Raw genomic sequence first — 23,861 nt, forward strand, 5'->3', positions numbered from 1 at the left:
CAGCGCCGATGGTACTGCACTGGTGACGGTGTGGGAGAGTAGGACGCAGCCGGACAACCATTCACCACCCCCAATTGCGGGTGGACAAGAAACGCCCCGCGAGACCATTCATGGTCACGCCGGGGCGTTTCTTGCGTCCTAGCGCGGGGCGTCCCGACCGTGGTGTCGATCCCCCGGAGAGGGTCGTACCGCAGCCGGCGGGGCGGCACGCGCACATGCACAGCGTTAGCGATAGCGTTGCGCTGCAATGGAACCCACAGCCCTCCGGGTCGTCGTGCTGGACGACGAGCCCGACGTGGCGCAGTACGTCCAGCTCATCCTCGAGATGCGGCTCGAGTGCGACGTCCGAGTGCTCCCGAGCCCGCACGGGTTCACCGAGCTCGTCCGTGACTTCGTCCCCGACGTCGTCGTCACCGACATCGAGATGCCCGGTGGGACCGGTCTCGACGTGCTCCTGCGCGCCCGCGAGATCGACCGCGACCTGCCCGTCATCATCATGACGGCGCACGGCACCGCGGAGTACGCCATCACGGCGCTGCGTGGGGGCGCCGACGAGTTCCTCGCCAAGCCCTTGGACTCCCGCGAGCTGGTGGCCGCGGTGAGCCGGCTCGGCTCCTCCTACCGTCGGACCCGTGAGTCGCGTCGGGGCCGCAGCGTCCTGGCGATCGGAGCGCACCCCGACGACGTCGAGATCGGGGTGGGCGGCATCCTCGCCGCGCACGCCGAGGCCGGCGACCCGATCACCGTGCTCACGCTCTCGCGTGGCGCACGGGGCGGCGTGGCCGACGACCGCCAGCAGGAGTCCTTGGCCTCCGCAGACCTCCTGCGCGCTCGTCTCTTCCTCGAGGACCTCACGGACACCGAGATCCCCGTGTCGGACCCGACCGTCGGGATCGTCGAGCGCGTCGTCGCCGAGGTCAGGCCGACCACCGTCTACGTCCACTCCCGCCACGACCGGCACCAGGACCACCGCGCGGTGCACGACGCTGCGATGGTCGCCACCCGCAGGGTCCAGCACGTCGCGTGCTACCAGAGCCCTTCGGCGACGATCGAGTTCTGCCCGACACGCTTCGTGTCGATCGACGGCTTCACGCAGGCCAAGCTCGAGCTGCTGGGCTGCTTCGCCTCGCAGACCGAGGTCCGCGACTACCTCGAGCCCGAGCTCGTGCTCGCGACCGCTCGGTACTGGTCCCGCTTCGGCACCGGACGGCACGTCGAGCCGCTCGAGGTCGTCCGTGACGCGAGCGGCATCACCCCGTCGTCGGCCGAGCGGGCCGACGCCTCCACCGACACGGACAGGCAGGGACGACGATGACCACCCGGGTGCTGGTGACAGGTGTCGGGGGCCCGGCCGGTGTCGCCGTGCTGCGCTCCCTCCTGCGACGCGACGACCTCGAGGTCTTCGCCGCTGACATGGACGGCTGGGCCAGCGGGCTCTACCTCGTCGATGCCGATCACCGGCGGATCGTGCCGCCCGGCCGGCGGGAGGACTTCGTCGACGCGATCATCGCGATGGTCGCCTCCGACGGCATCGGCCTGGTCGTCTCGACCGTCGACGTCGAGCTCGTCCCGCTCAGCGCGCGCCGCGAGGAGCTCGGGGCGCCGCTGGCCGCCCCTTCGCAGGCCGCGCTGACCACCTGCCTCGACAAGTGGCAGCTCGCCCAGACGTGCGCCCCCCATGCCCGGGTGCCCCGCACCGCACTCCTCGACGAGGCCGGCATCGCCCTGGACTGGGTCTTCCCCGTCATCGTCAAGCCGCGAAGCGGCGCCGGGTCCCGCGGGGTGCACCTCGTCGAGGACCGCGCTGCGCTGCAGGCGGAGCGTCTCGACGACGGGTGGATCATCCAGGAGCACCTGCCGGGTGACGAGTTCTCCGTCGACACCCTCATGGGGCGTGACGGCACGGCGATCGCCGCTGTGCCCCGGTTGCGGGCCCGGGTCGACTCCGGTGTCGCCATCGCCGGCCGGACCGTCCATCGCGACGAGCTCGAGCGCACCGCCGAGGCGTGCGCCGCGGCATCGGGCCTCGTCGGGGTCTGCAACGTCCAGCTGCGCTACGACAGCCACGGGGTCCCGGCGCTGCTGGAGATCAACCCACGCTTCCCCGGGTCGATGCCCCTCACCGTGGCGGCAGGGGTCGACATGCCCTCGCTGGCTGTCGACCTCGCCCTCGACCGCCCGGTGCCCGACCGGGTGGACTTCGTCGAGATCGCCAACGTGCGCTACCTCGAGGACGTCTTCGTCCCGGTCGATCAGGTCCTCGACGGCGTCGAGGCGCAGCGATGACCTCCGCTCACCCCGAGCTCGACGGGGACTGGCACGTCCACTCGACCTTCTCCGACGACGCGCACAGCCCGCTGCAGGACAACGTCAACGCGGCGGTCTCCACCGGGCTGCGCGAGATCCGTCTCACGGAGCACGTACGGACGACGACCGCGTGGGTCCCGGACTTCCTGACGGCCGTGAGCGCGCTCGACGTCCCGGGGTCGTTGCGCGTCCGCACCGGGGTCGAGGCGAAGGTCCTCGACGTGTCCGGGACCCTCGACGTGCCCCCCGACCTCGTCGTCGGAGCCGGTGGCATCGACGGCATCGTCATCGCCGACCATCAGATGCCCGGGCCGGACGGGCCCTGGAGCCCGACCCGGACTCGTGAGGCGCTGGCCGGCGGCCTCACCCCGGCCGAGGCCGTCGACATGCTTCTCACCGGCACGATCGCCGCGATGGAGTGCGCCGGTGGGGGAGCGCAGCTGGCGCACCCCTTCTCGATCCTGCCCAAGATCGGCCTGGGCGAGGACGACGTCGACGACGACGCCCTCGTCCGGTGGGCGCGCGCGGCGGCGGGCACCGGCACCCGGGTCGAGGTCAACGAGAAGTGGGCCTGCCCCGGTACCCGGGCGCTGCAGGCCCTGCGCTCCGAGGGCGCCGAGGTCGTCGCGTCCACCGACGCGCACCACGCCCGCGACGTCGGGCGGTACGACCGGGTGGTCAAGATCCTCGACCGGGCCGGCGACGCGCGGGCGCGTCGGTGAGCGGACCCGACGCGGCCTCGGTCGCCGGCACGAGCCTTGCGGTCGTCCTGACGATCTTGGCGCTCGTCGGTGCAGTGCCGGCGCTCATCATGGCGATGCAGTTCCTCCTCGTGCCCTTCCACGGCCTGCGCAACCACTACCGCCGGGCCGCTCCGCTCACGCCGCGGGTCGCGGTCGTCGTGCCGGCGTGGAACGAGGGTCTGGTCATCGGAGCCTCGATCGACCGCCTCATGAGCCTGGAGTACCCGCGCGGCCAGCTGCGGGTGTACGTCGTCGACGACGCCTCGACCGACGACACCCCGGACGTCGTGCGGGCGAAGGAGCGTGAGTACCCCGGGTCGGTCTACCACCTGCGCCGGGAGGTCGGCGGCGAGGGCAAGGCGCACACGCTCAACCACGGCATCCGCCACATCCTCGCGGAGGACTGGATGGAGGCGATGCTCATCATGGACGCCGACGTCATCTACCTGCCCGACTCGCTGCGCAAGATGACCCGGCACTTCGCCGACCCCGAGGTCGGCGCGGTCACCGCGTACATCCGCGAGGGCAGCGCGAAGAAGAGCTACCTCAGCCGCTTCATCGCCTTCGAGTACGTCCTCTCGCAGCTCGGCAGCCGTCGTGCCCAGAACGTCCTCGGCGCGATGGCATGCCTGGCCGGGGGGGCCCAGCTCCACACCCGCCGCAACATCGAGGACCTCGGCGGCCAGATCGACACGACGTCGCTGGCCGAGGACACGGTGACGACCTTCGAGACGCAGCTCGCCGGCCGCCGTGTCGTCTTCGACCCGGCAGCGGTCGTCCTCGCGGAGGAGCCGCACCGCGTCGGTGCCCTGTGGAAGCAGCGTCTGCGATGGGCCCGGGGCAACGTCCAGCTGACGAAGCGCTTCCGGCACCTGTGGTTCCGACCGTCCCGGGCGCACCGCCTGGGCTCGATCTCCTTCGGCCTCACGTGGTTCGGCGTCTTCCTCCTGCCGGTCTTCATGATCCTTGCGTCCACCGGGCTCATCTCGCTCTACCTCATGGAGTCGCCGCTCTCGAGCCTGATCTTCCGCTCGATGTGGATCGTCGTGGGCTGCTCCTACATCTACACGGTGGTGCTCTCCGTACAGCTCGACCCAGCCACGGCACGATCCGCCTGGCGCGAGGTGCTCTTCTTCCCGGGGATCGTCTCGATGATCGTCATGCTCTCGGCGTTCTTTCCGGGGCTCTTCACCGAGCGGGTGCCCGCCCTGTTCGGCATGCGGATGCTCGACGTCGGTGTGGACATCTGGTACATCTCCATCTACGCCTGGATCTCCGTCTGCATGATCGGGGCGTGGGGCGCCAAGCGCCTCGACGACGCGGGGGCGCCGGGCTGGCTCATGGCGCTCTACGTCTACGTCGTCGGGTACGGACCGATCCTGTGCGCGGTCACCTTCGACTCCTACGTCAAGGAGTGGCGCGGGGCGGCCATGGTGTGGGACAAGACCGAGAAGACGGGACGGGTGCTCGGATGAGCGATCTCGACGTGGAGGCCGGCGAGCGGGAGATCGAGGCCGACCGGCGCCGAGAGCGCCGGGTCCTGTGGCAGGCCCTGCTCGCCCTCGTCGTGGTCCTCGTCTTCGTCCTCGTGCGCATCGCCCTCGTCGGCGGGCCGGGAGACGACGGCGTCCGTGGAGCGACCGGTCAGGCCGAGGCCCGCGGCGTGATCGTCACCGGGTAGCCCCTCGGCCAGCACAGGTTGTCTCGGCGCGGTCGGGGAGAGACCGAGGCGTCGACCTCGTACCAGCGGCCCAGGAGCGTGACGAGCTCGACGAGCACGGTGTTGGCGAGGTGCATGCCCAGGCAGACCCGTGGACCCGCCCCGTAGGGGAGGTACGCGCCCCGAGTGTGCGGCCGCGGTCGAGCCCAGCGGGTGGGGTCGAAGACAGTGGGGTCCTCGCTCCACAACGACGCTCGACGGTGCATCCCCTCGACTGCGACGACGAGCTCGGTGCCCTGCGGGGCAGAGCATCCCCCGAGTGTCGTGTCGTGCGCGGCGATCCGGTTCAACCCGGCGATGACGGGAGTGTGACGCAGGACCTCCTTGATCACGTGCTCGGCCGTCCGGCGGTCTTCGCACGCAGCCTGGTCGTCAGACGTCATCCCGCCCATCGTGGTCAGCACCCAGGCCACCGCTGCGCCTGTCGTCTGCATCCCGCTGTCGAGGGCGATGGCCATGGTCTGGGCCACCTCGAGGTCGTCGAGAGGTGGCGCGTCTCCGGCGAGCAGTGCGTCGAGGAGGTCACCGCGTGGTGCCTCGTGGCGTCGTCTCGCCACAAGGGACATCAAGCCGCCGATGACCTCGTCGAACTGATGGCGCAGGCGCCGCTCCCACATCGGTGCGCGGAGCCCCTTCGAGTGCTGACGGGCGTGGGAGGTGCGCGAGAGCGTGTCGGCGAGGTGGTCGGCCTCACCCCGGCCGATGTCGTCGAGGAGTTCTGGCCAGACGACCCGCGCGGTGAGGTCGACGACTTGGGTGGACGCCGTGAGTCGCCGGGCGGTAGGCAGAGCTCCGGCCCAGCGGGCGGCGATCTCCGGGGCACGTCCGGGGCTGGTGGCCAGGTGGTCCCACGCGTATCGGCGAGCATGATGCCAGCGGTCGGAGCTGTCGACCTGCACCGAGGTCCGGGACGTGCGGACCGCCGCCGGGGCCAGTGCGAAGTCGTCCTCCCGCCGCAGCACGTCGCGAGCCCCGGCCGGGTCCCAGACCTGGATGTGCTGAGGGGTCAGGGCGAAGAGATCGCCGTAGCGGTCGGCGCAGGCCTCGAGGTACGCCGCCGGGTCGCGGCTGGGGGAGAGGCGAGGACCCCCGTCGACGTGGACCCCAGGAAGAGGTCCGGCCGACCCGTCCGTGGAGGACTGGCCGGCCGGGACTCGGGCAGCGTCGGTCACACCGGGTACATGCGGATGTAGTACTTGCCCGCGGAGGCGGCGGCGCGCTTGGCCTTGATCGAATGGAAGATGCTCATGCGGTCAGACTCCTTTGTCCGTCACCGGCGCGTCGGGCCGGCGTGCGCACCACCATAGGGAGGCCCACGCCGGCCCGCATGTCGAGACGAGTCCCGCGCAGCTCGGCTCAGCGACGCCCGGGGCGACGCCCGAGCGTGAAGCGGTCGAGGTCCCGGCCGACCGTGGTGCGGCCGCGGTAGCCGCGCTGGGCCAGTCGCGTCCACCGCCGCACGTCGACCTCGGGTGCCCCGAGGTCGGCGTAGTGCGAGACGACGAGGTGCTTCGCGTGCGCCTGCTGGGCGACCTCGCCGACCTTCTCGGTGAGGACGTGCGACTGGAGCATGTGGTCCAGGGTGGCGTCCGGCAGGCCGGCACCCTCCACGCCGATCGCCTCGTGGACGAGGATGTCGGTGTCCTGGGCCATCTCGACGAGGTTGGTCGAGTAGCGGGTGTCGCCGGAGAAGGTCACCGACCCGTACGCGGTGTCGAAGCGGAAGGCGTAGGCGGGGAAGACCGGGCCGTGCGGCACGAGCGTCGCGGTGACCGTCACCTTGTCGTCTCGGTAGATCTCGAAGGGGGACATGTCGGGCGAGGTGTTGAGGTAGTCGGCCGTCACGGTGCCGGGCAGCTGGATCTCGCGAACATCCATGAGCGTGCGGATGTCGACGACGTTCATGTCCCGCAGGAAGACGTTCATGCTGTACGCGTACGCCGCGTGCAACGACTCGGTCATCTGCTCCGTGCCCGGCGTCGGGTCGGCAGGGTTGACCGTGGGTGCGGTGCCGCCGCCGAACTTGGGCTGCAGGCCGCCGGCCGGGCCGGGGCCGAGGACCGGCACCCGACGCTCGATGTGGTCGCCGTTCTGGTTCTTGATGTGCCCGCCGAGCATGAAGAAGTTGTAGTAGTCGGCGATGTGGTCGGCGTGCAGGTGGGTGAGGAAGATGCCCCGGATCGAGTCCAGCCGCAGCCCGGCCTTGACGAACTGGGTCACCGAGGCGCGGCCGCAGTCGACGACGTAGGTCTGGCCGTCGACGACGAGGGCGGTCGCGGCGCCCACCTGGTGCAGGTCGACCGGCGGGCCGGCGCGCGTGCCGAGCAGGACGAGCTCGAGACCCCGCGTGCCCGGGGCGGCGGGCGGGCGGTGCGCCGGGCTCGCCGCGGCAGCGGGGGCGAGGGCGGCGCCCGCGGCGGCCAGGCCGACCCCGGCGACGATGCTGCGTCGAGAGAGCGACAGCCCGGAGCGGGCCTGGTCGATCGCCTCGTCACGCTCGCTCGTCACCGCCTCGACCGGCAGCCGGTCGCACAGGCACTCGGCTCCGTGGTCGTGATGGTCATGCGGTGCGCGCACCATGAGAACTCCTTCGTCCAGTGGGTGCGCGTGACGCTATGAGTGGAAGCAGGCGCCCCAGGGACGACGTTCCCCTGCGACGAACCGTCCTCGGCACGCACGAAGGGGGCGAGGACACTCGCGTCTCCCCGCCCCCTTCGCCCCGCCGTGCCGCTCAGCTCTCCGGCAGGTCCGCGAAGGTCTGCTTCATCTCCCGGTACCAGCCGAGCGACTTCTTCGGGTGGCGCCAGCGGCCCTTCATGTCGTCGCGGGCCGGCTGGTGCGCGGCGTCGCCCGCCCGCTCCATCTCCTTGAGGTGCTGGTCCTGGGCGTTGATGACGTCGTCCGCGCTCTCGCCCCGGTGGGCGAGGTCGCACGGGCCGCCGAGCTGGCTGCAGGTCATGGTCTTCATCTCGTGCTCCTCCTGTGGGTGGGGTCCGTCGTCGAGATGACGAGCGGGATCGCGCAGGTGTGACAGGTCATCGCTCCCGGTCCTCCTCGCGGCGCACCACCGCGGCGAGGACGTCGGGGTCGGCCCGGAAGTCGACCCGCGTCACCACGCCGTCGACGACGGTGAAGTCGAAGGCGACCATGGCCGCGCCCCGGTGGTACCACGCGTACCCCGGGCGGCCCTCGACGAGCGCGGGCAGGGCAGCATGGGCGCTGCCGTCGAAGAAGCCGGCGACGCTCTCGCGCCCCGACATCCGCGCGGGCGTGCCGACGAGCACCGCGGCCGCGTCGCCCTCGACGACGGCGTCGGGCGCGAGCAGGCGCAGGAGCCCGGCGAAGTCACCCTCGCGTGCCGCCGCCATGAAGGCGTCGACGACCTGCCAGTCGTCGAGCCGGTCGGCGGGTGCGGGCCGGCTGACCTTCGCCCGGGCCCGGGACGCGAGCTGACGGGCCGCGGCGGGCGTCGTGCCGAGGATGGTGGCGACCACGGGGAAGTCGACGGCGAAGCTGTCGTGCAGGACGAAGGCGACCCGCTCGCGGGGGGAGAGCCGGTCGAGCACCGCCTGGAGGGCCACCCCGACGGTGTCGGCGAGCGCGACGTCGTCGGCGGGGTCGGGCGCGACGTCGGCGACGCCGAGGTCCTCGACCGGCACCGGGGTGCGGGCGCGCAGGCGGTCCAGGCACAGCCGGGTCGTCACGGTCGTCAGCCACGCGGGCAGGCTCTCGATCTCGGCTGCGCTGCCGTGCAGTCGCAGCCACGCCTGCTGCACGACGTCCTCGGCCTCGCCCGGGTCGCCGAGCACCTTCGTCGCGATGCGCTGCAGCCGGGGCCGCTCCGCCTCGAACGCCGCCGTCGTGTCCATCCACTCATCGTCTCGTCTCATGCCCTGATGACGCACGCGGCGGGCGAGATGTGACGCGGGAGAGGGGGTCCCCCTTCGCCCGGTGCCGGGGGACGACGAAGGGGGCGCCCCCGGTCGACCCGGCGGCACCCCCTTCGTCGTGGGGCGAGCTGGCTCAGAAGGCCGCCTCGGGCACCTCCATGAGGGCGTTGTCCGTCGCCTCGGCGATGGCGCGCTCGGAGGCCAGGCGCGGGAGCACCTGGGTGGCGAAGAAGCGGGCGGCCGCGATCTTGCCGGTGTAGAAGTCGACGTCCTTGCCCTGCGCGCTCTCGAGCGCGTCGACCGCGACGGCGGCCTGGCGCAGGAGCAGCCAGCCGATGACGAGGTCACCGGCGGCGAGGAGCAGACGCGTCGTGTTCTGGCCGACCTTGTAGAGGTTGGTGACGTCGCCGCCCTCCTGGCGCGGGTCGGACGCCGTGAGCGGGCCGACCATCGCGCCGAGGATGCCCTGGGTGTCCTCGAGCGCCTTCGCGAGGAGCTGGCGCTCCTGGCTGAGCCGACCGCCCTGGGCGTCGACGTCCTGGGCGAACTGCTGGATCTGCGTGGCGAGGTGGCCGAGGGCCTGGGCCTGGTCCCGGATGATCTTGCGGAAGAAGAAGTCCTGGCCCTGGATGGCGGTCGTGCCCTCGTAGAGGGTGTCGATCTTCGCGTCGCGGACGTACTGCTCGACGGGGTAGTCCTGGAGGTAGCCCGAGCCGCCGAAGGTCTGCAGCGACTCGGTGCCGAGGAGCACCCAGGCCCGCTCGGAGCCCAGACCCTTGACGAGCGGCAGGAGCAGGTCGTTGACCCGGCCGGCCATCGCGGCGGGGGAGTCGGGCGCGATCTGCTCGGCGCCGGTGCGACGCTGCTCGAGGTCGACGACGTCCTGCTGGGTGGCGGTGAAGAGCACGAGCGCACGCAGGCCCTCGGCGTAGGACTTCTGCAGCATGAGGCTGCGGCGCACGTCCGGGTGATGGGTGATCGTCACGCGGGGCGCGGCCTTGTCGCTCATCTGGGTGAGGTCGGCGCCCTGGACACGCTGCTTGGCGAACTCGAGGGCGTTGAGGTAGCCGGTCGACAGGGTGGCGATGGCCTTCGTGCCGACGAGCATCCGGGCGTTCTCGATGACGCGGAACATCTGCGCGATGCCGTCGTGGGTGCCGCCGAGGAGGGTGCCGATCGCCGGCTCCTTCTCGCCGAAGGTCACCTCGCAGGTCGTCGAGACCTTCAGACCCATCTTCTTCTCGAGGCCGGTGACGTAGGCGCCGTTGCGCTCGCCGAGCTCACCGGTCTCGAGGTCGACGTGGTACTTCGGGACGATGAAGAGGGAGAGGCCCTTCGTGCCGGGGCCGGCGCCCTCGGGGCGGGCGAGGACGAAGTGGATGACGTTGTCGGTCATGTCGGACTCTGCCGAGGTGATGAAGCGCTTGACGCCCTCGACGTGCCACGTGCCGTCCCCGGCGTCGACGGCCTTCGTGCGGCCGGCGCCGACGTCGGAGCCCGCGTCGGGCTCGGTGAGGACCATCGTGCAGTGCCAGCCGCGCTCGATGATCCAGCGGGCGAGCTTCTTCTGCTCGTCGGTGCCGAGGATGTAGAGGAGGTTGGCGAAGGAGTAGGACGCCGAGAACATGCCGATGGCGGGGTTGGCACCGAGGACCATCTCGTTCATCGCCCACTTCAGCGACGGGGGCGCCGGGGTGCCGTCGAGCTCGGCCGGCACGTCGACGGACCAGAAGCCGGACTCGGTGTAGGCCTGGTAGCTCTTCGCGAAGGAGCCCGGCATCGTCACCGACGACGTCGTCGGGTCGAAGATGGGCGGGTTGCGGTCGGCGTCGGCGAAGGACTCGGCGAGCTCGTTCTCGGCGAGGCGGGAGACCTCCTTGAGCATGTCGCGGGCGGTCTCGCCGTCCACCTGGTAGGGCTCGATGCCGAGGACCTCGTCGCGGCCCAGGACCTCGAAGAGGTTGAACTCGATGTCACGGAGGTTGCTCTTGTAGTGACCCATCGCGGGCTGTGCTCCTGGACGTGCTCGGGGACGTGAGGTAGGTGAGCGCTTGCTTACCTACCGCCATGGTCCGTCCGAGGCCCGCGCTGCTGCAAGGCAGGGCCTGGTGATGTGGCGCACACGGGCTCGCCTCTATGGTCGAGGCGCGAGCGCCAGCGAGCCTCGAGACCACGACCCGGCCCCCCTCGATGGTCGAGGTGCGAGCGCCAGCGAGCCTCGAGACCACGACCCGACCCCTCGATGGTCGAGGTGCGAGCGCCAGCGAGCCTCGAGACCACGACCCGACCTCCCCCCTTCGCCCGACGTCAGCGCGGCCGCAGCGACAGCCGCAGGTCCTGCGGCATGAGCGTCAGCCGCTCGGTGATCTCCAGCTCGTACCCCGGGTCGGGCTCGATCTCGAAGCGGTGGAGCACGCGCGCGAGGACGAGGACGGCCTCGTGGAGCGCGAACTGCCGCCCGATGCAGGCGCGCTCGCCGGTGCCGAAGGGCTTGTACGTGTGCGCGGGGCGGGCCTTGACCTCGACCGGGAGGAAGCGGTCGGGGCGGTACTCCTCGGCGTCGTCTCCCCAGACCGCCGGGTCGCGGTGCACCGCGGGGAGCAGCGCCATCGCCCAGTCACCGGGCTCCATCTGCCACCGCCCGCCGAGCACCGTCGTCTCGCGCGGCCCGCGGGCGAAGGCGGGGGCGGTCGGCCACAGCCGCAGCGCCTCGTCGAGGCAGCGGCGCAGGTGCCTCAGCTTCGGCACCTGCTCGAAGGTCGGCCGGGCGTCGCGGCCCGGCCCGAGGACGGCGTCGGTCTCGGCATGAGCAGCGGCCAGGGCCTGCGGGTCCCGCGAGAGGTAGTGCAGGGCGAAGGAGAGCGCGCCGGAGGTCGTCTCGTGGCCGGCGACGAGGAAGGTCTGGATCTGGTGACGGATGTTCTCGTCGTCGAGCATCGCGCCGGTCTCCGGGTGGGCGCTGCCGAGCATGATGCCGAGCAGGTCACGGTCGTCGACCTCGCCGGACGTGCGGCGCTCGGCGACCCACCCGTCGATCATCGCGTGCACCTCCTCCCGGTGCTGCGACATGCGCGCGTCGACCCGGTCGGCGAGACGCCGGCCGACGAGGGGGAGGGAGCCGACGGCGGCGATCCGCTGACCCGCGCCGAGGGTGCGCACCATGCCCTGGACGAAGGGGTGGACCTCCGCCGAGGTGAAGGAGCCCATGTCCTTGGAGAAGGCGCAGCGGCTGATCGTCTCGAGGGTGAGCCGGGTGAGGTCGCCGGGGACGTCGACGGGCTCGGCGGCGGCGGCCGCGGCGTCCCACTTCGAGATGAGCTCGTCCGCGGCGCCGAGCATCGTCGCGTGGTAGCGCAGCATCGCGGGCCGGGCGAAGGCGGGGAGCAGCAGGTCGTGCGCGAGCCGCCAGTTCGTCTCGTCGTTGTAGGCGGTGAAGAGCCCGTCGCCGGCGTTGCGGCGCAGGGCGACGAGACCGGGCGGGAGCGCCTTGACGAAGCGACGCTCGTCGCACAGCTCGGCCATGAGCTCGCCGGTCGTCACGAGGACGAAGCGGTTGCGGAAGGCCTTGAACTCGCAGATGTCGCCGAGCCCCTCCACTCCGCGCAGGATCGTCTGGACCGGCGTACGGGGCAGCCCGCTGAGGTCGCCCACGAGCGGGCGACGACCTGGGGGGTGCGGGAAGGTCGTGCGGGCGAAGCGCGGCAGGGCCGGCGACCTCGCCGTGGTCGGGCTCATCGAGCCACGATATCGGCGCGGCGACGTCGAGGTCGCCGCGCCGACAGGGTCACTGCTGCTGCTGGGTCTCCAGCTGGCGACGGATGTCGTCCATGTCGAGGTCGCGGACCTGCGAGATGACCTCCTGGAGCGCGGCCTCGGGCAGGGCACCCGGCTGCGAGAAGACGAGGATGCCGTCGCGGAAGGCCATCGTCGTGGGGATCGAGGTGATCGACGCGGCGGCGGCGAGCTCCTGCTCGGCCTCGGTGTCGACCTTGCCGAAGACGACGTCGGGGTGGGCGTCGCTCACCTTCGAGTAGACCGGGGCGAACTGCTTGCACGGTCCGCACCACTCCGCCCACCAGTCGACGAGCACGATGTCGTTGCTCGTGATGGTCTTCTCGAAGTCTTCCGTGGTCAGGTCGGTGGTGCTCATGACGCTCCTGTCCGCCGGGACGCGACTGGGGTCCGGGGGGCGCTAGGGGGTGGGTTACGATGGCCGCCGCACCCGCTGGTCGGGTGCGCGCCGGTGTAGCTCAATGGTAGAGCGCCAGCTTCCCAAGCTGGACACGCGGGTTCGATTCCCGTCACCGGCTCAGCAGCGCGAAGGGGAGGTGGCCACCGGCCACCTCCCCTTCGCCGTCCCCGCCCCCGCGAGCCCGGTGGTTCGAAGAAGGATCGTCACCTCGAGGTGCCGATCCCTCTTCAAACCAGGTGCCTCACCCGGTGCAGGCCGTCCCCACGGCGAAGCGGAGATAGGAGCGGTCGGTGCGCAGGACGTCAGCGCTGCCCTCGACGCGATAGTCGACGGTCAGCCCCTCGAATCTCGCCCCGTCCGCTCCCCGCAGGTGCAGGACCAGGCCCGGTTGCTTCTCGCCCTCGCGGACGTCGGCGGCGGGCAGGACGACTGCGCCCGGGACGGGCAGCAGCGCCTCCTGGGTGCGCTTCGACACGGCGTGGCCCGGCCAGCCCGTCAGGCCACCGAAGTCGCCCCGCACGGGCTCGGGCGCGACGTAAGCCTGCACCAGGTCGAGACCTTCGGCGTCGACGAGGTTCACGGCGACGAGCTCCACCGGCTCGGTGCCGGCGACGGTGACGGTCTCCATCCCGAACGACATGTCCTGCGGTTCGGTACTGCCTGGCAGGCACAGCTCACCGGCGTCCGACTCGCCAGTCAGCACGATGTCGTCGCCGTGAGAAGGGGAGGAGCCGCCGCACGCGCTGGTGACTGCCGCCGCGAGGAGCAGCGCCAGCCCGGTCCTCATCGGCACGGGTTCCTCCCTTCGCGGTGTCGTGGGTGGGCAGTCTCTCAGGTGCCGGTCGAGCGGTGCGGGTTCTGCCGAAGCGGTGCGGGAGGTGGGTGGTGGTCGCTACGGTGCACCTGTCGCGGTGCAGGGTCGCGGCATCCACGACTCACGAAGGACTTGCCATGCTCGCGCGCGTCGCGGCGGTCGCCGCCATCTCTCTCGTCCCCACGGCGGTCGCCGTCGCACCGGCTCAGGCCTACGGGAGCTGCTCGATCAGCGTGCCGAGCAAGGTGTCGATCTACTCGCCGTACCGCGAGATCACCGCGAAGTTCAGCGCCGGCTGCGTGAGGTACGCACAGGACGCGTGGTGGGACATCGTCCACCCGACCCAGGGCTACTCCGGGGGGTTCAACTACGACGGGACCCACTCGACGGACACGATCGACTGGTACGACTTCGAGGGCACGGGGACCTTCAAGATCCGGCCCGAGGGCGCGTACGACGACGACTACGACGACCTGCCGCAGAACTCCACGACGATGACCGTCAAGCTCGGCTCGCGCACGACCGCGAGCAGCACCCGCTCCGGCAGGTACGTCACCGTCAAGGGCACGGCGAGGCGCTACTCGCCCGCCGCTGGCGGCTACCGCCCCTGGTCGGGCGCGAAGGCCAGCCTCCAGATGAAGTCCTGCTCGTCGTGCTCTTGGAAGTACGTCAAGAGCGGCACCACCAACGGCTCGGGCGTCGTCACGATGAAGGCCTACGCGTCGACGAGCCGCTACTGGCGCGTCGTCACCTCCGACACCTCCTCCACCTGGGGTCGAGCCTCCAGCTACACGAAGCGCTGACGGGGGAGCCCGCTGGTTCGAAGAAGGATCGTCACCTCGAGGTGACGATCCTTCTTCGAACCCCGACCCCGTATGTTGCCGATCCGCCTCCGCCGCAGGCAGATCGGCGCTAGGTTGCGCTAGCCACCGGTGCTGGGCCGGGGTCTGAACCCCCTTCGCCCGACAGGACCCTCATGCTCACGCGCCTCGCGGCCCTCGCCGCCGTGTCCCTCGTCCCCCTCGCCGTCGCAGCGCCCGCCCAGGCCGCCGGCAGCTGCTCGATCTCCGTGCCGAGCAAGGTCTCGGTGAGCTCGCCGACGCGCGACCTGACCGCGACCTTCAGCGCCGGCTGCTCGAAGTACGCCGTCGACGCGTGGTGGGGCGTCATGACGCCCGCGGGCGAGTACGCCGACATGTTCCACTTCGACGGCGCCCGGACCGACACCATCGAGTGGTACGACGACAACCGCACCGGCACCTTCAAGGTCCAGGCCGACGAGGCGTACGACGAGGCGCACAACCTCGTCCCGCAGAACTCCACTTCGATGTCGGTCCGCTTCGCCTCACGCACCGCCGTGACGAGCGCCCGCTCCGGCAGCACCGTCTCCGTCACCGCGACGACGAGCCGGTACGCGTGGAGCGCCTCCGCCTTCCGCCCGTGGGCCGGCGCGAAGGCCACCCTCGAGTCGCGCAAGTGCTCCACGTGCGCGTGGACCCCGGTCAAGGCCGGCACGACGAGCACGAAGGGGGTCGTCACCCTCACCGCCTACGCCTCGACCGCGCGCTCGTGGCGCGTCGTCACCGCCGACACCCCCTCGACGTGGGGCAAGGTGTCGAGTACGACGACCCGCTGACCCGTCTCGTGAACCCCTCGGTCCGCTTCGGGCAACTAGTGGTGTGAGGACACCCGAGGGGAGACGAGGACTCGTCATGACAGCGAGCAGCAGCCCGCCTCTGGCTCTGGGCGCGGACCCGCTGGCAGCGGTCTTCGAGCGCCACTACGCCGAGGTCTACCGCTACCTGGCGCGACGCGTGCCGCGTGCCGTGGCGGAGGACCTGGCGAGCGAGACCTTCGCGCAGGCGGCCGCCCGACCTGGCGGCTTCGACCCGGCGCGGGGGAGCGCGCGAGCCTGGGTCTTCGGCATCGCCACCCACCTGCTCTCGCGGCACCACCGCGACGAGGTGCGGGCCTACCGGGCCTGGGCGCGGACCGGGGTCGACCCGGTCACGACAGGTGACGAGACCGAGCACGTCGACGCCCGCGTCGACGCCGGCCGTCGCGCGAGCGGCCTGCCGAGCGCCCTGGCGGCGATGACGGACGGCGACCGCGACGTGCTGCTGCTCGTCGCCCTGGCCGAGCTGTCGTACCCCGAGGTGGCGCAGGCGCTCGACATCCCCGTCGGCACCGTGCGCTCCCGTCTCCACCGCGCCCGCCGCGACCTGCGTGCGGCGCTGTCGACCGACGACCCGAAGGGGGAGCAGTGATGGACCTGGACATCGAGGACGCACCGGAGCTGCGCGCGCTGCGCGAGATGCGCGCGGACGTGGAGGGACCGACGCAGGACCAGCGACGTGCCGCTCACGAGCGGTGGCAGCTCGCGTCGGTCACGCCCGCGCAGCCACCCCGGCGTCACGGCCGCGCCGCGCTGCTCGTCTCCGTCGCCGCAGCCGCCGCGCTCGTCGCGGCGCTGGCCGCGATCCCGGCACTCACCCGTGACGAGGGAGCCGCCCCCGCCACGACGGGCACGAGCACGACGAGCGCTGCACCGACCCCCTACGCGACCGGTCGCATCTGGGAGCCTTACGGGGCGAAGGAGACGGCGAGGCTCGCGGAGTACCGCTCCGAGCGGGTCGAGCGCCTCCCCGACGGGCGGGTGCGCATCGACGTCAGCCTCGAGGGCCTGGATCTCGGCACCCTCACCCGGGCGACGAACGCCGAGGGGATCCCGGTGCGTTTCTGGGGCGACGACGGAGAGCCCGGCGACTGGCGCACGGAGCGGGCCTGGAAGATCGACCCCGCTCGTGGGTTGATCATCAACGAGTACGAGGACGAGTCAGCCGCGGCCTACCCGCAGTCACGCATCACCGCGGAGCACGTCGACGGACCGGGCAGCGAGCTGAAGTACCTCACCTTCGACTCCGTGCCGACCGAGCCGGTCCTGATCCTCCTCGTCACCAACTGGTGAGCCGACGACGAAGGGGGAGGGCACCTGCCCTCCCCCTTCGCCATGCCCGTCGACCGCTCAGGCGGTGCGACCCTCCTGCGACTCGATCTCCTCGAGCGTCGGGTAGTCGGTGTAGCCCTCGGCGCCACCGCCGTAGAAGGTGGCCTGGTCCGGGGTGTTGAGCTGCGCGTCGTCGCCGTGCTCGCGCCAGCGCCGCACGAGGTCGGGGTTGGCGAGGAAGGGGCGGCCGACGACGACGGCGTCCGCGACGCCGCCGGCGAGCAGCTCCTCGACCTCGGCGTAGGTCGTGATCTTCGAGAAGCCGGTGTTGAGCAGCACCGGGCCGCCGAAGATCTCGGCGAGCTCACCGGTGAGCGCCATCGACGCGGCGTCGAAGGCGAGGATCGACAGGTACGCGAGGTCCATCGGGGCGAGCTGCTCGAGCAGCGAGGTGTACGTCGCGCGCAGGTCTGCGGCGTCGGGCTCCTCGATACCGCTGGCCGGGTGCCCGGGGCTGATCCGGATGCCGACGCGGTCGGCGCCGATCTCGTCGGCGACGGCCTGGGCGACCTCGACGACGAAGCGGGCGCGGGCCTCGGGGGAGCCGCCGTAGGAGTCGGTGCGCTGGTTCGTGCTCGGCGCGAGGAACTGGTGGAGGAGGTAGCCGTTCGCGGCGTGCAGCTCGACCCCGTCGAGACCGGCGTCGACGGCCAGGCGCGAGGCGGCGACGAACTCGTCGCGCACGCTCGCCAGCTCGTCGGTCTCGAGGGCACGCGGCTCGGCGAAGGGCTTCGAGCCGTCGGCGGTGACGATCTCACCGGGGGCACGGACCGCGCTCGGCGCGACCGTCTCGAGGCCGTCCTTGTTGTCCGGGTGGGCGACGCGACCGGCGTGCATGAGCTGGACGACGACGTGGCCGCCGCCCTCGTGGACGGCGTCGGCGACGAGACGCCACCCCTTCGCCTGCTCCTCGCTGTGGACGCCGGGCGTCGCGAGGTAGCCCTGGCCGACGGCGCTGGGCTGGCTGCCCTCGGTGATGATGAGACCGGCGCTCGCGCGCTGCCCGTAGTAGCGGGCGTTGAGCTCGGTCGGGGCCTGGCCCTCGCCGGCGCGGTTGCGGGTCAGGGGCGCCATGACGAGACGGTTGGACAGGTCCCAGCGACCGATCGTGACGGGGGAGAAGGGGGAGGGGGTACGGCTCACGAGAGCCTCCTTCGCGAAGGGGGGATGTCGGGGGTCGACGACGCGGCAGCGGGTCGTCGCACGGGTCTCACCCAGGGCGTAACCGCGCAGGGGCGTCGGGGATTCCCGGCCGTCCGGTGCCGGCCGTCAGGGCGCCAACTAGGGTGTGCGCCATGCTGCTCTCCGACCGTGACATCCGCGCCGAGGTCGACGCGGGCCGGGTCGTGCTCGACCCGTGGGACCCCGCGATGGTCCAGCCGAGCAGCGTCGACGTGCGGCTCGACCGGTACTTCCGGCTCTTCGACAACCACAAGTACCCGGTCATCGACCCCGCGCAGGACCAGCCCGAGCTCACCCGGCTCGTCGAGGTCGACCCCGCCGAGGGCTTCGTGCTGCACCCGGGCGAGTTCGTCCTCGGCTCGACGCTCGAGACGATCACCCTGCCCGACGACCTCGCCGCGCGGGTCGAGGGCAAGTCGAGCCTGGGCCGGCTCGGTCTGCTGACCCATGCGACGGCGGGCTTCGTCGACCCGGGCTTCTCCGGGCACGTGACCCTCGAGCTGAGCAACGTCGCGACCCTGCCGATCATGCTGTGGCCGGGGATGAAGATCGGCCAGTTCTGCTTCATGCGGCTGACCTCGCCCGCCGAGGTGCCCTACGGCAGCGCCACCTTCGGGTCGCACTACCAGGGCCAGCGCGGACCGACCGCCAGCCGCAGCTTCGAGAAGTTCCACCGCAGCGGTCTCACCCCATGACCGACGCGCTCGTCCCCTTCGTCCTCGCGGCCGCGGTGCTCCTCGTCGTCGCCGGGGCGCCGAAGGTGCTCGACCCCGCCGACACCGTGCGCGGGTTGCGCTCGGCCGGTCTGCCCGGCAGCCCCGCGCTCGTGCGGGTCCTCGCCGTCGTCGAGGTCGTCGCGGGCATCGCCGCCCTCGTCGGCCCGAGCCGTCCGGCCGCGGCCGCCGTCGCCCTGCTCTACGCCGGCTTCACCGGCTTCGTCCTGCTCGCGCTCGCCCGCGGCGGCGTCGTCGAGTCGTGCGGCTGCCTCGGCCGCGCGGACACCCCGCCGACCCGGGCGCACGCCGTGGCGACGGGCCTCGTCGCCCTCGCCGCCGCCGCGCTCGCCGTCTCCCCGCCCGCCCAGGCCTGGTGGTCCGTGCAGCCCGTGCTCGTCGTCGTGCTTGCCGCCGTCCTGGGCTTCCTGCTCTGGCAGGTCATCGCCGTCCTGCCCACCGCCACCGCCGCCGCTGCCCGATCCGCCGGGAGATCCATCTCATGAGCACCCCCGTCCTCACGACCCTCGTCGTCGTCCTGCTCATCGCCGTCGTGCTCCTCGGGATGCTCGTCCTCGGCCTGCTGCGCAGCCACGCCCTCATCCTCAAGGCCCTGCACGACCTCGGGGCCGGCCTCGAGCTCGACCGCCAGGCCGAGCGGGAGAGCGCGGAGGGGGGCGCCGGCGGGCCGGTCCCCGTCGAGATCGAGCGCGGTGTCATGGCCCCCGCCCGCTCCCAGCACGTGCGGGTCGCCGGCATCTCCGGCGCGACCCTGGACGGCGCCCCCGCCCAGGTCGACCTCACGAGCGGTCGCTACCTCCTGGCCTTCCTCAGCACCGGGTGCACGGTGTGCGGTGCCTTCTGGCAGGCCTTCCGCACCGAGACCGAGGTGCCCGGTCAGGCCCGCCTCCTCGTCGTGGCGAAGGGGGACGACGGCGAGTCCCCGAGCGCGCTCGCCGATCTAGCGGAGGGCGGGGCCGAGCTGGTCCGCTCCTCGGCCGCGTGGGACGACTTCGTCGTCCCGGGCTCGCCGTACTTCGTCTACCTCGTCGACGGCGACATCGTCGGCGAGGGCTCGGCCTCGTCCTGGCCGCAGGTCAGCGACCTCATGGGCCAGGCCGTCGCCGACCACGAGCACCGCACCGCCGCCCCCTTCGAGGACCGCGGCGAGCGCGACGACCCGACCTCCGTCGACGCCGAGCTGCGCGCCGCCGGTCTCGGCCCGGGTCACCCGAGCCTCTACCCCGACCCCTCCGGGCGGGACGGCGCGTGAGCCCCGACCCCACCCTCCTCGGGCTCGCGCTCGGGGTGCCGGTGGCGATCGTCGCGGCCGTGCGCGCCACGTGGTCGCCTTGAGGCGAGTCGATGCTCTCGAGCATCACCCCGCTCGGTGAGCGGGGACGCGCCTCCCGGTGGTCCGTCACGGCCGCCGCCTACGTCATCTCCTCCGCGCTCGCCGGCGCGCTCGTCGGAGTGCTCCTCGGGACGCTCGGCTCGGTCGTGCCCGACGGGGTGCTCGGCTCGCCGGCCGTCCTCGGGCTGCTCGCGCTCCTGCTCCTGCTCGGTGCTGTCCTCGACCTGCGCGCCGGCGGTCACGCCGTGCCGTCCTGGCGCCGGCAGGTCGACGAGGCGTGGATCGGGCGCTACCGCGGGTGGGTCACGGGGGTGGGCTTCGGGGCGCAGCTCGGGCTCGGCTTCGTCACCATCATCACGAGCACGACGACGTACGCCGTCTACCTCTTCGCGCTGCTCGCCTCGACGTGGTGGGCCGGCGGGCTGGTCGGGCTGATCTTCGGGCTCGTGCGGGCGCTCCCGCTGCTGCGGGTCCGTCGGGCGCAGACCCCCTCTGACCTCCACGACACCTTCCGTACCCTGAGGCGGTGGGCGCAGCCCGTTGCTAGGGTCGCGGCCATCGCGCTCGTCCTCTCGGGCGCCGTCCTGCTCGCCGCCGCACTGACAGGGGTCCCCGCATGAGGTCCATCGACCGTCACGGGATCGAGCTCCAGCTCCCCGACGACTGGGACGGCCGCGTGCAGCGCCGACCCGTCCTGCAGCCCGCACCGATGACCGACGGGCGCGCGGCGCCGGGGGCGCGCGACGTCAGCCGCCCCGTCCTGCACGTGTCGAACCGTGCCCTGCCGAGCGCCTTGTCCGACTTCGGCGGCGACGTCGTGCCGGGCATGCGCGCCGACGACGTCTTCCTCGCCCTCGTCGACTACGGCGAGGAGTGCGCCGACACCGCGCTCTTCGCCGCCCGTGGCGTGCCGACCCTCGCGCCGTCCCACTTCGCCCAGAACAGGATGGCCCGCTACGTGCCCGGTCGCAGCGCCTCGCAGAAGTTCTTCACCGCCGGCGGCCGGGGCTTCTGCCTCTACGCCGTCGTCGGCTCGCACTCGCGCCGGATGGTCACCGTGCCCCGGCTCTCGCGCGTCGCCTCGACGCTGAAGATCCGCGCGGTGGTCTCATGAGCGCCGAACGCCAGCCCGCGAGCGTCCGGGTCGTCGAGGCCATCGCCCGCCGCCTGGGCGGCCGCGGCGTCGACCGGCGCAGCGTCCTGCTCGGCACGGCCGTCGCCGGCAGCGCGATCGCCACCGACCCGAAGGGGTACGTGCTGCGCCCGCAGACCGCCTACGCCTCCATCTGCGGCCCGGGCACCGGCCCCGGCGCGGGCTGGACCGTCTTCTGCGCGAGCATCAACAACGGCAAGAACGCCTGCCCCGAGGGCAGCTTCGCCGCCGGGTGGTGGAAGGCCGCGGACTCGTCGTGGTGCGGCGGGCGCTACCGCTACATCGTCGACTGCAACGCCCGGTGCACGAAGTGCACGACCGGCTGCTCCGACGGCATCTGCGACAGCAAGTGCTGGAACTGCTCGTGCTCGCACGGCGTCTCGGGCAGCTGCGACGACCGCCGCAACTGCTGCAGCGCCTTCCGCTACGGGCAGTGCAACACCCACGTCGCCTGCAGCGGTGGCGTGCGCTGCCGCCTCGTCAGCTGCACCCCGCCCTACGAGTGGGAGAGCTGCACCTCGCTCTCACTCGTCGACAACCGCACCTCCGAGCACAGCTCGGACAAGCTGCCCCAGTGGGGCGCCATCAGCGCGAAGTACTTCGCGATGGGCGAGCAGAAGTCCTACCTCGGCTACTCCATCGGCCCCGTGCGTCCCGGGGGCGTCGGCACCGGCCGCTTCGTGCGCTACAGCGGGGGCCGGATCTACCAGGCGACCTCGAAGGCCGCGGCGGTCCCGGTGCGCGAGGCGGTCGTCAAGGCGATGTCGACCGTCGGCTCGATCCCGACCCTCGGCTACCCGGTGGCGACGGAGTTCATCGGCAGCACGGGCAGCACCCAGCGCTTCCAGAAGGGCGCGATCACCGCGCCGAAGGGCAAGCCCCTCGTCGCCGTCCACGGCACCGCGTACGAGGTCTGGGAGCGGCTCGGGCGCGCGGGAGGCACGCTCGGCTACCCGACCGGTGGACGGCAGGCCGTCGCCAACGGCTACCAGCAGATCTTCGAGCGCGGTGCGGTGTGCCAGAACTGGTCGGGCGGCGAGACCCGCGCGGTCACCGGCGTCCACTTCACCGCGTGGACGACCTTCGGGCGCGGCGCCGGCACGGCGCTCGGCATGCCGACCACCGATGTCTCGACGCTCGCGCGCGGCACACGCCAGCGCTTCCAGCGCGGCGAGACCTGGTCGCTCGGCACCGGCGAGGCGTGGGCGGTCTACGGCCCCGTCCTCGACGCGTGGAAGGCGGCGCGCAGCCACGTCGGCCGCTACGGCTACCCCACCGGTCACGTGCAGCAGCGCAGCGACGGCCAGTGGGAGGGCACCTTCGAGGGCGGGACGATCGTCGCCTGAGCGACGTGGGAGTCAGCGCTGCGTCGTCGTGCCGCGGGTGCCGGCCAGGCCGAACCACGACACGAGGCCGCCGGCGAGGAGCAGCCCCGCGACGACGAAGGTCGCCAGCCGGTAGCCCTGCGTCATCGCCGTCGGGTCCGTGTAGTCGTCGCCGGACAGCCCGACGAGCGGGGGGATGGCCGCGACCGCGAGCAGCGTGCCGGTGCGCGCGACCGCGTTGTTGATGCCGCTGGCCGACCCGGCGAGCCGGTCCGGCGCCGCCGCGAGCACGGCCGCAGTGAGGGGGGAGACGAGCGTGGCCAGGCCGAGGGCGAAGACGACCATCCCGCCGAGGACGAGACCCCAGCCGGCGCCCGGCTCGATCGCCGACAGGACGAGGACGCCGGCGGCGCACAGCAGCGGCCCGAGCGACATCGGCAGGCGAGGACCGGTGCGCTGCGCGAGCTCGGCCATGCGTGGTGAGAGCACGAGCAGGAGCACCGTGACCGGCAGGGTCGCCAGACCGGACTCGAGGGGTGACCACCCGGCGGAGGTCTGCAGCTGCACGACGAGGACGAACATGATGGCGCCGAGCGCCCCGTAGACGAGGAAGGTCATGAGGTTCGCCGTCGCGAAGACCCGCGACGCGAAGAGGCCGAAGGGGACGAGTGGCTGGGCGGCGCGACGCTCGGCGACGACGAAGCCAGCGGCCGACCCGACGGCGACGACGAGCCCGCCGAGCACGAGGGCGGCGCTCGCCTCGGGACCGCTGATGAGCAGCCAGGTCGTCGCCCCGAGCGCCACCGCACCGTACACGGTCCCGGCGACGTCGAAGCCGCCGGTCACCGAGACGCCCCGGCTCTCCGGCACCGCCCGCAGGGTGAGCACGACGACGAGGACGCACAGGGGCACGTTGATGGCGAAGAGCCAGTGCCAGCTGAGGTGGTCGAGCACCCATCCGCCGAGGAAGGGGCCGATCGCGGTCGCGATGCCCGAGACGCCGGCCCAGGTGCCGATCGCCCGCGCCCTGTCCTCGGGGCGGAAGCTCGACTGGATGATCGCGAGCGCGCCCGGGGTGAGCAGCGCGGCGCCGATGCCCTGGACGACCCGCCCGACGACGAGCGACTCGGTCGACCAGGCGAGCGCGCAGCCCAGGGAGGCCAGGGCGAACCACACGACGCCGACGAGGTAGACCCGGCGCCGGCCGAGCCGGTCGCCGAGGCTGCCGCCGAGCAGGATGAGCGAGGCGAGCGCGAGGATGTAGCCGTTGTTGACCCACTGCAGGCCGGAGAGGCTGCTGCCGAGGCCGCGCCCGATCGTCGGCAGCGCGATGCCGACGATCGTCCCGTCGAGCAGGGCGATGCCCGAGCCCAGGGTCACGGCGGTGAGCGCGAGCCGTCCCTGCGCCGAGGTGCGGCTGACGAGCTCGGGGGAGGGCGCGGTCACGACGACCATCATGCG

Annotated in this window: 25 protein-coding genes and 1 tRNA gene; 16 read left to right on the forward strand and 10 right to left on the reverse strand. The window is 72.2% G+C overall.

From position 1 onward, the window contains the following. Window positions 1–247 precede the first annotated feature (247 nt). Genes LIV55_RS12030 through LIV55_RS12050 form a run of 5 tightly spaced genes read left to right on the forward strand, consistent with a single transcriptional unit; the run spans window position 248 to window position 4,731 of the window. Window positions 248–1,315, forward strand: a complete 1,068-nt coding sequence (locus LIV55_RS12030; RefSeq protein WP_229300382.1) for a response regulator — start codon at window positions 248–250, stop codon at window positions 1,313–1,315. Then, complete coding sequence (locus LIV55_RS12035; protein WP_229300383.1) at window positions 1,312–2,286, forward strand: ATP-grasp domain-containing protein; 975 nt, start codon at window positions 1,312–1,314, stop codon at window positions 2,284–2,286. Before LIV55_RS12030 ends, LIV55_RS12035 begins: the two co-directional genes overlap by 4 nt. Continuing rightward, the gene (locus LIV55_RS12040; protein WP_229300384.1) at window positions 2,283–3,029 is read left to right on the forward strand and encodes a PHP domain-containing protein; all 747 of its coding nucleotides are present in this window, start codon (window positions 2,283–2,285) and stop codon (window positions 3,027–3,029) included. The genes LIV55_RS12035 and LIV55_RS12040 overlap by 4 nt, the downstream gene beginning before the upstream one ends. Then, window positions 3,026–4,525, forward strand: a complete 1,500-nt coding sequence (locus tag LIV55_RS12045) for a glycosyltransferase family 2 protein (protein ID WP_229300385.1) — start codon at window positions 3,026–3,028, stop codon at window positions 4,523–4,525. The genes LIV55_RS12040 and LIV55_RS12045 overlap by 4 nt, the downstream gene beginning before the upstream one ends. Further along, window positions 4,522–4,731 carry a hypothetical protein gene (locus LIV55_RS12050; protein ID WP_201465177.1) on the forward strand — a complete coding sequence of 70 codons (210 nt, stop codon included), beginning with the start codon at window positions 4,522–4,524 and terminating at the stop codon, window positions 4,729–4,731. Before LIV55_RS12045 ends, LIV55_RS12050 begins: the two co-directional genes overlap by 4 nt. On the opposite strand, the gene LIV55_RS17240 is transcribed toward LIV55_RS12050, so the two are convergent. From LIV55_RS17240 to trxA, 7 genes are all read right to left on the reverse strand, one after another. Beyond that, on the reverse strand, window positions 4,695–5,942 hold the full coding sequence (locus tag LIV55_RS17240; RefSeq protein ID WP_229300386.1) for a cytochrome P450: 1,248 nt from the start codon (window positions 5,940–5,942) through the stop codon (window positions 4,695–4,697). The genes LIV55_RS12050 and LIV55_RS17240 overlap by 37 nt on opposite strands. A gap of 184 nt (window positions 5,943–6,126) precedes the next feature. After that, the gene (locus LIV55_RS12060; protein WP_229300387.1) at window positions 6,127–7,350 is read right to left on the reverse strand and encodes an MBL fold metallo-hydrolase; all 1,224 of its coding nucleotides are present in this window, start codon (window positions 7,348–7,350) and stop codon (window positions 6,127–6,129) included. 151 nt (window positions 7,351–7,501) lie between these two features. Further along, window positions 7,502–7,738: a hypothetical protein gene (locus LIV55_RS12065; protein WP_123091496.1), complete on the reverse strand. Its 237-nt coding sequence runs from the start codon at window positions 7,736–7,738 to the stop codon at window positions 7,502–7,504. Window positions 7,739–7,805: 67 nt separating this feature from the next. Next, window positions 7,806–8,639, reverse strand: a complete 834-nt coding sequence (locus LIV55_RS12070) for a sigma-70 family RNA polymerase sigma factor (protein WP_229300388.1) — start codon at window positions 8,637–8,639, stop codon at window positions 7,806–7,808. A gap of 154 nt (window positions 8,640–8,793) precedes the next feature. Then, complete coding sequence (locus tag LIV55_RS12075; RefSeq protein ID WP_229300389.1) at window positions 8,794–10,662, reverse strand: acyl-CoA dehydrogenase; 1,869 nt, start codon at window positions 10,660–10,662, stop codon at window positions 8,794–8,796. A 305-nt stretch (window positions 10,663–10,967) separates the two neighbouring features. Beyond that, on the reverse strand, window positions 10,968–12,395 hold the full coding sequence (locus LIV55_RS12080; RefSeq protein WP_229300390.1) for a cytochrome P450: 1,428 nt from the start codon (window positions 12,393–12,395) through the stop codon (window positions 10,968–10,970). Between the two features lie 49 nt (window positions 12,396–12,444). Continuing rightward, window positions 12,445–12,810, reverse strand: a complete 366-nt coding sequence (trxA, locus tag LIV55_RS12085; protein ID WP_068272517.1) for a thioredoxin — start codon at window positions 12,808–12,810, stop codon at window positions 12,445–12,447. An 89-nt stretch (window positions 12,811–12,899) separates the two neighbouring features. On the opposite strand from trxA, the gene LIV55_RS12090 reads away from it, so the two are divergent. Further along, window positions 12,900–12,970, forward strand: a tRNA-Gly gene (locus LIV55_RS12090). Window positions 12,971–13,093: 123 nt separating this feature from the next. On the opposite strand, the gene LIV55_RS12095 is transcribed toward LIV55_RS12090, so the two are convergent. Next, window positions 13,094–13,645: a hypothetical protein gene (locus LIV55_RS12095; RefSeq protein WP_229300391.1), complete on the reverse strand. Its 552-nt coding sequence runs from the start codon at window positions 13,643–13,645 to the stop codon at window positions 13,094–13,096. Window positions 13,646–13,803: 158 nt separating this feature from the next. Between LIV55_RS12095 and LIV55_RS12100 the strand changes: the two genes are divergently transcribed. The 4 genes from LIV55_RS12100 to LIV55_RS12115 all read left to right on the forward strand — a co-directional run bounded on the left by LIV55_RS12100 (window position 13,804) and on the right by LIV55_RS12115 (window position 16,634). Next, window positions 13,804–14,469 (forward strand): hypothetical protein, encoded by a 666-nt coding sequence (locus LIV55_RS12100; protein ID WP_229300392.1) that lies wholly within the window; start codon window positions 13,804–13,806, stop codon window positions 14,467–14,469. Window positions 14,470–14,642: 173 nt separating this feature from the next. After that, on the forward strand, window positions 14,643–15,302 hold the full coding sequence (locus tag LIV55_RS12105; RefSeq protein WP_229300393.1) for a hypothetical protein: 660 nt from the start codon (window positions 14,643–14,645) through the stop codon (window positions 15,300–15,302). Window positions 15,303–15,378: 76 nt separating this feature from the next. Continuing rightward, window positions 15,379–15,933 (forward strand): RNA polymerase sigma factor, encoded by a 555-nt coding sequence (locus tag LIV55_RS12110; protein ID WP_123091490.1) that lies wholly within the window; start codon window positions 15,379–15,381, stop codon window positions 15,931–15,933. Continuing rightward, on the forward strand, window positions 15,933–16,634 hold the full coding sequence (locus LIV55_RS12115) for a hypothetical protein (RefSeq protein ID WP_229300394.1): 702 nt from the start codon (window positions 15,933–15,935) through the stop codon (window positions 16,632–16,634). The genes LIV55_RS12110 and LIV55_RS12115 overlap by 1 nt, the downstream gene beginning before the upstream one ends. A gap of 57 nt (window positions 16,635–16,691) precedes the next feature. Here LIV55_RS12115 and LIV55_RS12120 read toward each other — a convergent pair whose 3' ends face one another. After that, window positions 16,692–17,816, reverse strand: coding sequence for an alkene reductase (locus tag LIV55_RS12120; RefSeq protein ID WP_191564493.1), 1,125 nt, complete (start codon window positions 17,814–17,816; stop codon window positions 16,692–16,694). A gap of 152 nt (window positions 17,817–17,968) precedes the next feature. On the opposite strand from LIV55_RS12120, the gene dcd reads away from it, so the two are divergent. The 6 genes from dcd (at window position 17,969) to LIV55_RS12150 (ending at window position 22,421) form a co-directional block, all read left to right on the forward strand. Next, window positions 17,969–18,550 (forward strand): dCTP deaminase, encoded by a 582-nt coding sequence (gene dcd / locus LIV55_RS12125; RefSeq protein ID WP_123091487.1) that lies wholly within the window; start codon window positions 17,969–17,971, stop codon window positions 18,548–18,550. After that, entirely contained in the window at window positions 18,547–19,074 is a 528-nt protein-coding gene (locus LIV55_RS12130; protein WP_229300395.1) for a MauE/DoxX family redox-associated membrane protein, read from the forward strand. Before dcd ends, LIV55_RS12130 begins: the two co-directional genes overlap by 4 nt. Then, the gene (locus tag LIV55_RS12135; RefSeq protein WP_229300396.1) at window positions 19,071–19,841 is read left to right on the forward strand and encodes a hypothetical protein; all 771 of its coding nucleotides are present in this window, start codon (window positions 19,071–19,073) and stop codon (window positions 19,839–19,841) included. Before LIV55_RS12130 ends, LIV55_RS12135 begins: the two co-directional genes overlap by 4 nt. 92 nt (window positions 19,842–19,933) lie before the next feature. Beyond that, window positions 19,934–20,542: a sulfite exporter TauE/SafE family protein gene (locus tag LIV55_RS12140; RefSeq protein ID WP_229300397.1), complete on the forward strand. Its 609-nt coding sequence runs from the start codon at window positions 19,934–19,936 to the stop codon at window positions 20,540–20,542. After that, window positions 20,539–21,036: a hypothetical protein gene (locus LIV55_RS12145; RefSeq protein ID WP_123091483.1), complete on the forward strand. Its 498-nt coding sequence runs from the start codon at window positions 20,539–20,541 to the stop codon at window positions 21,034–21,036. The genes LIV55_RS12140 and LIV55_RS12145 overlap by 4 nt, the downstream gene beginning before the upstream one ends. Continuing rightward, window positions 21,033–22,421 (forward strand): LGFP repeat-containing protein, encoded by a 1,389-nt coding sequence (locus tag LIV55_RS12150; RefSeq protein WP_123091482.1) that lies wholly within the window; start codon window positions 21,033–21,035, stop codon window positions 22,419–22,421. Before LIV55_RS12145 ends, LIV55_RS12150 begins: the two co-directional genes overlap by 4 nt. 12 nt (window positions 22,422–22,433) lie before the next feature. On the opposite strand, the gene LIV55_RS12155 is transcribed toward LIV55_RS12150, so the two are convergent. Next, a complete protein-coding gene (locus LIV55_RS12155) occupies window positions 22,434–23,855 on the reverse strand; it encodes an MFS transporter (RefSeq protein WP_267493021.1) in 1,422 nt (473 codons plus the stop codon). Window positions 23,856–23,861 lie beyond the last annotated feature (6 nt).

This window comes from Janibacter melonis (assembly GCF_020567375.1).
Taxonomy (GTDB): Bacteria; Actinomycetota; Actinomycetes; order Actinomycetales; family Dermatophilaceae; genus Marihabitans; species Marihabitans melonis.

Excerpts from the sequence above, each read along its gene's own strand:
- LIV55_RS12040 (WP_229300384.1), top strand. The coding sequence starts at position 2,283 with ATGACCTCCGCTCACCCCGAGCTCGACGGGGACTGGCACGTCCACTCG.
- trxA (WP_068272517.1), bottom strand. The coding sequence starts at position 12,810 with ATGAGCACCACCGACCTGACCACGGAAGACTTCGAGAAGACCATCACG.
- LIV55_RS12115 (WP_229300394.1), top strand. The coding sequence starts at position 15,933 with ATGGACCTGGACATCGAGGACGCACCGGAGCTGCGCGCGCTGCGCGAG.
- LIV55_RS12135 (WP_229300396.1), top strand. The coding sequence starts at position 19,071 with ATGAGCACCCCCGTCCTCACGACCCTCGTCGTCGTCCTGCTCATCGCC.
- LIV55_RS12145 (WP_123091483.1), top strand. The coding sequence starts at position 20,539 with ATGAGGTCCATCGACCGTCACGGGATCGAGCTCCAGCTCCCCGACGAC.
- LIV55_RS12140 (WP_229300397.1), top strand. The coding sequence starts at position 19,934 with ATGCTCTCGAGCATCACCCCGCTCGGTGAGCGGGGACGCGCCTCCCGG.
- LIV55_RS12035 (WP_229300383.1), top strand. The coding sequence starts at position 1,312 with ATGACCACCCGGGTGCTGGTGACAGGTGTCGGGGGCCCGGCCGGTGTC.
- dcd (WP_123091487.1), top strand. The coding sequence starts at position 17,969 with ATGCTGCTCTCCGACCGTGACATCCGCGCCGAGGTCGACGCGGGCCGG.
- LIV55_RS12060 (WP_229300387.1), bottom strand. The coding sequence starts at position 7,350 with ATGGTGCGCGCACCGCATGACCATCACGACCACGGAGCCGAGTGCCTG.
- LIV55_RS12050 (WP_201465177.1), top strand. The coding sequence starts at position 4,522 with ATGAGCGATCTCGACGTGGAGGCCGGCGAGCGGGAGATCGAGGCCGAC.
- LIV55_RS12155 (WP_267493021.1), bottom strand. The coding sequence starts at position 23,855 with ATGGTCGTCGTGACCGCGCCCTCCCCCGAGCTCGTCAGCCGCACCTCG.
- LIV55_RS12065 (WP_123091496.1), bottom strand. The coding sequence starts at position 7,738 with ATGAAGACCATGACCTGCAGCCAGCTCGGCGGCCCGTGCGACCTCGCC.
- LIV55_RS12150 (WP_123091482.1), top strand. The coding sequence starts at position 21,033 with ATGAGCGCCGAACGCCAGCCCGCGAGCGTCCGGGTCGTCGAGGCCATC.
- LIV55_RS12130 (WP_229300395.1), top strand. The coding sequence starts at position 18,547 with ATGACCGACGCGCTCGTCCCCTTCGTCCTCGCGGCCGCGGTGCTCCTC.
- LIV55_RS12030 (WP_229300382.1), top strand. The coding sequence starts at position 248 with ATGGAACCCACAGCCCTCCGGGTCGTCGTGCTGGACGACGAGCCCGAC.
- LIV55_RS12100 (WP_229300392.1), top strand. The coding sequence starts at position 13,804 with ATGCTCGCGCGCGTCGCGGCGGTCGCCGCCATCTCTCTCGTCCCCACG.
- LIV55_RS12075 (WP_229300389.1), bottom strand. The coding sequence starts at position 10,662 with ATGGGTCACTACAAGAGCAACCTCCGTGACATCGAGTTCAACCTCTTC.
- LIV55_RS12080 (WP_229300390.1), bottom strand. The coding sequence starts at position 12,395 with ATGAGCCCGACCACGGCGAGGTCGCCGGCCCTGCCGCGCTTCGCCCGC.
- LIV55_RS12110 (WP_123091490.1), top strand. The coding sequence starts at position 15,379 with ATGACAGCGAGCAGCAGCCCGCCTCTGGCTCTGGGCGCGGACCCGCTG.
- LIV55_RS12070 (WP_229300388.1), bottom strand. The coding sequence starts at position 8,639 with ATGGACACGACGGCGGCGTTCGAGGCGGAGCGGCCCCGGCTGCAGCGC.
- LIV55_RS12105 (WP_229300393.1), top strand. The coding sequence starts at position 14,643 with ATGCTCACGCGCCTCGCGGCCCTCGCCGCCGTGTCCCTCGTCCCCCTC.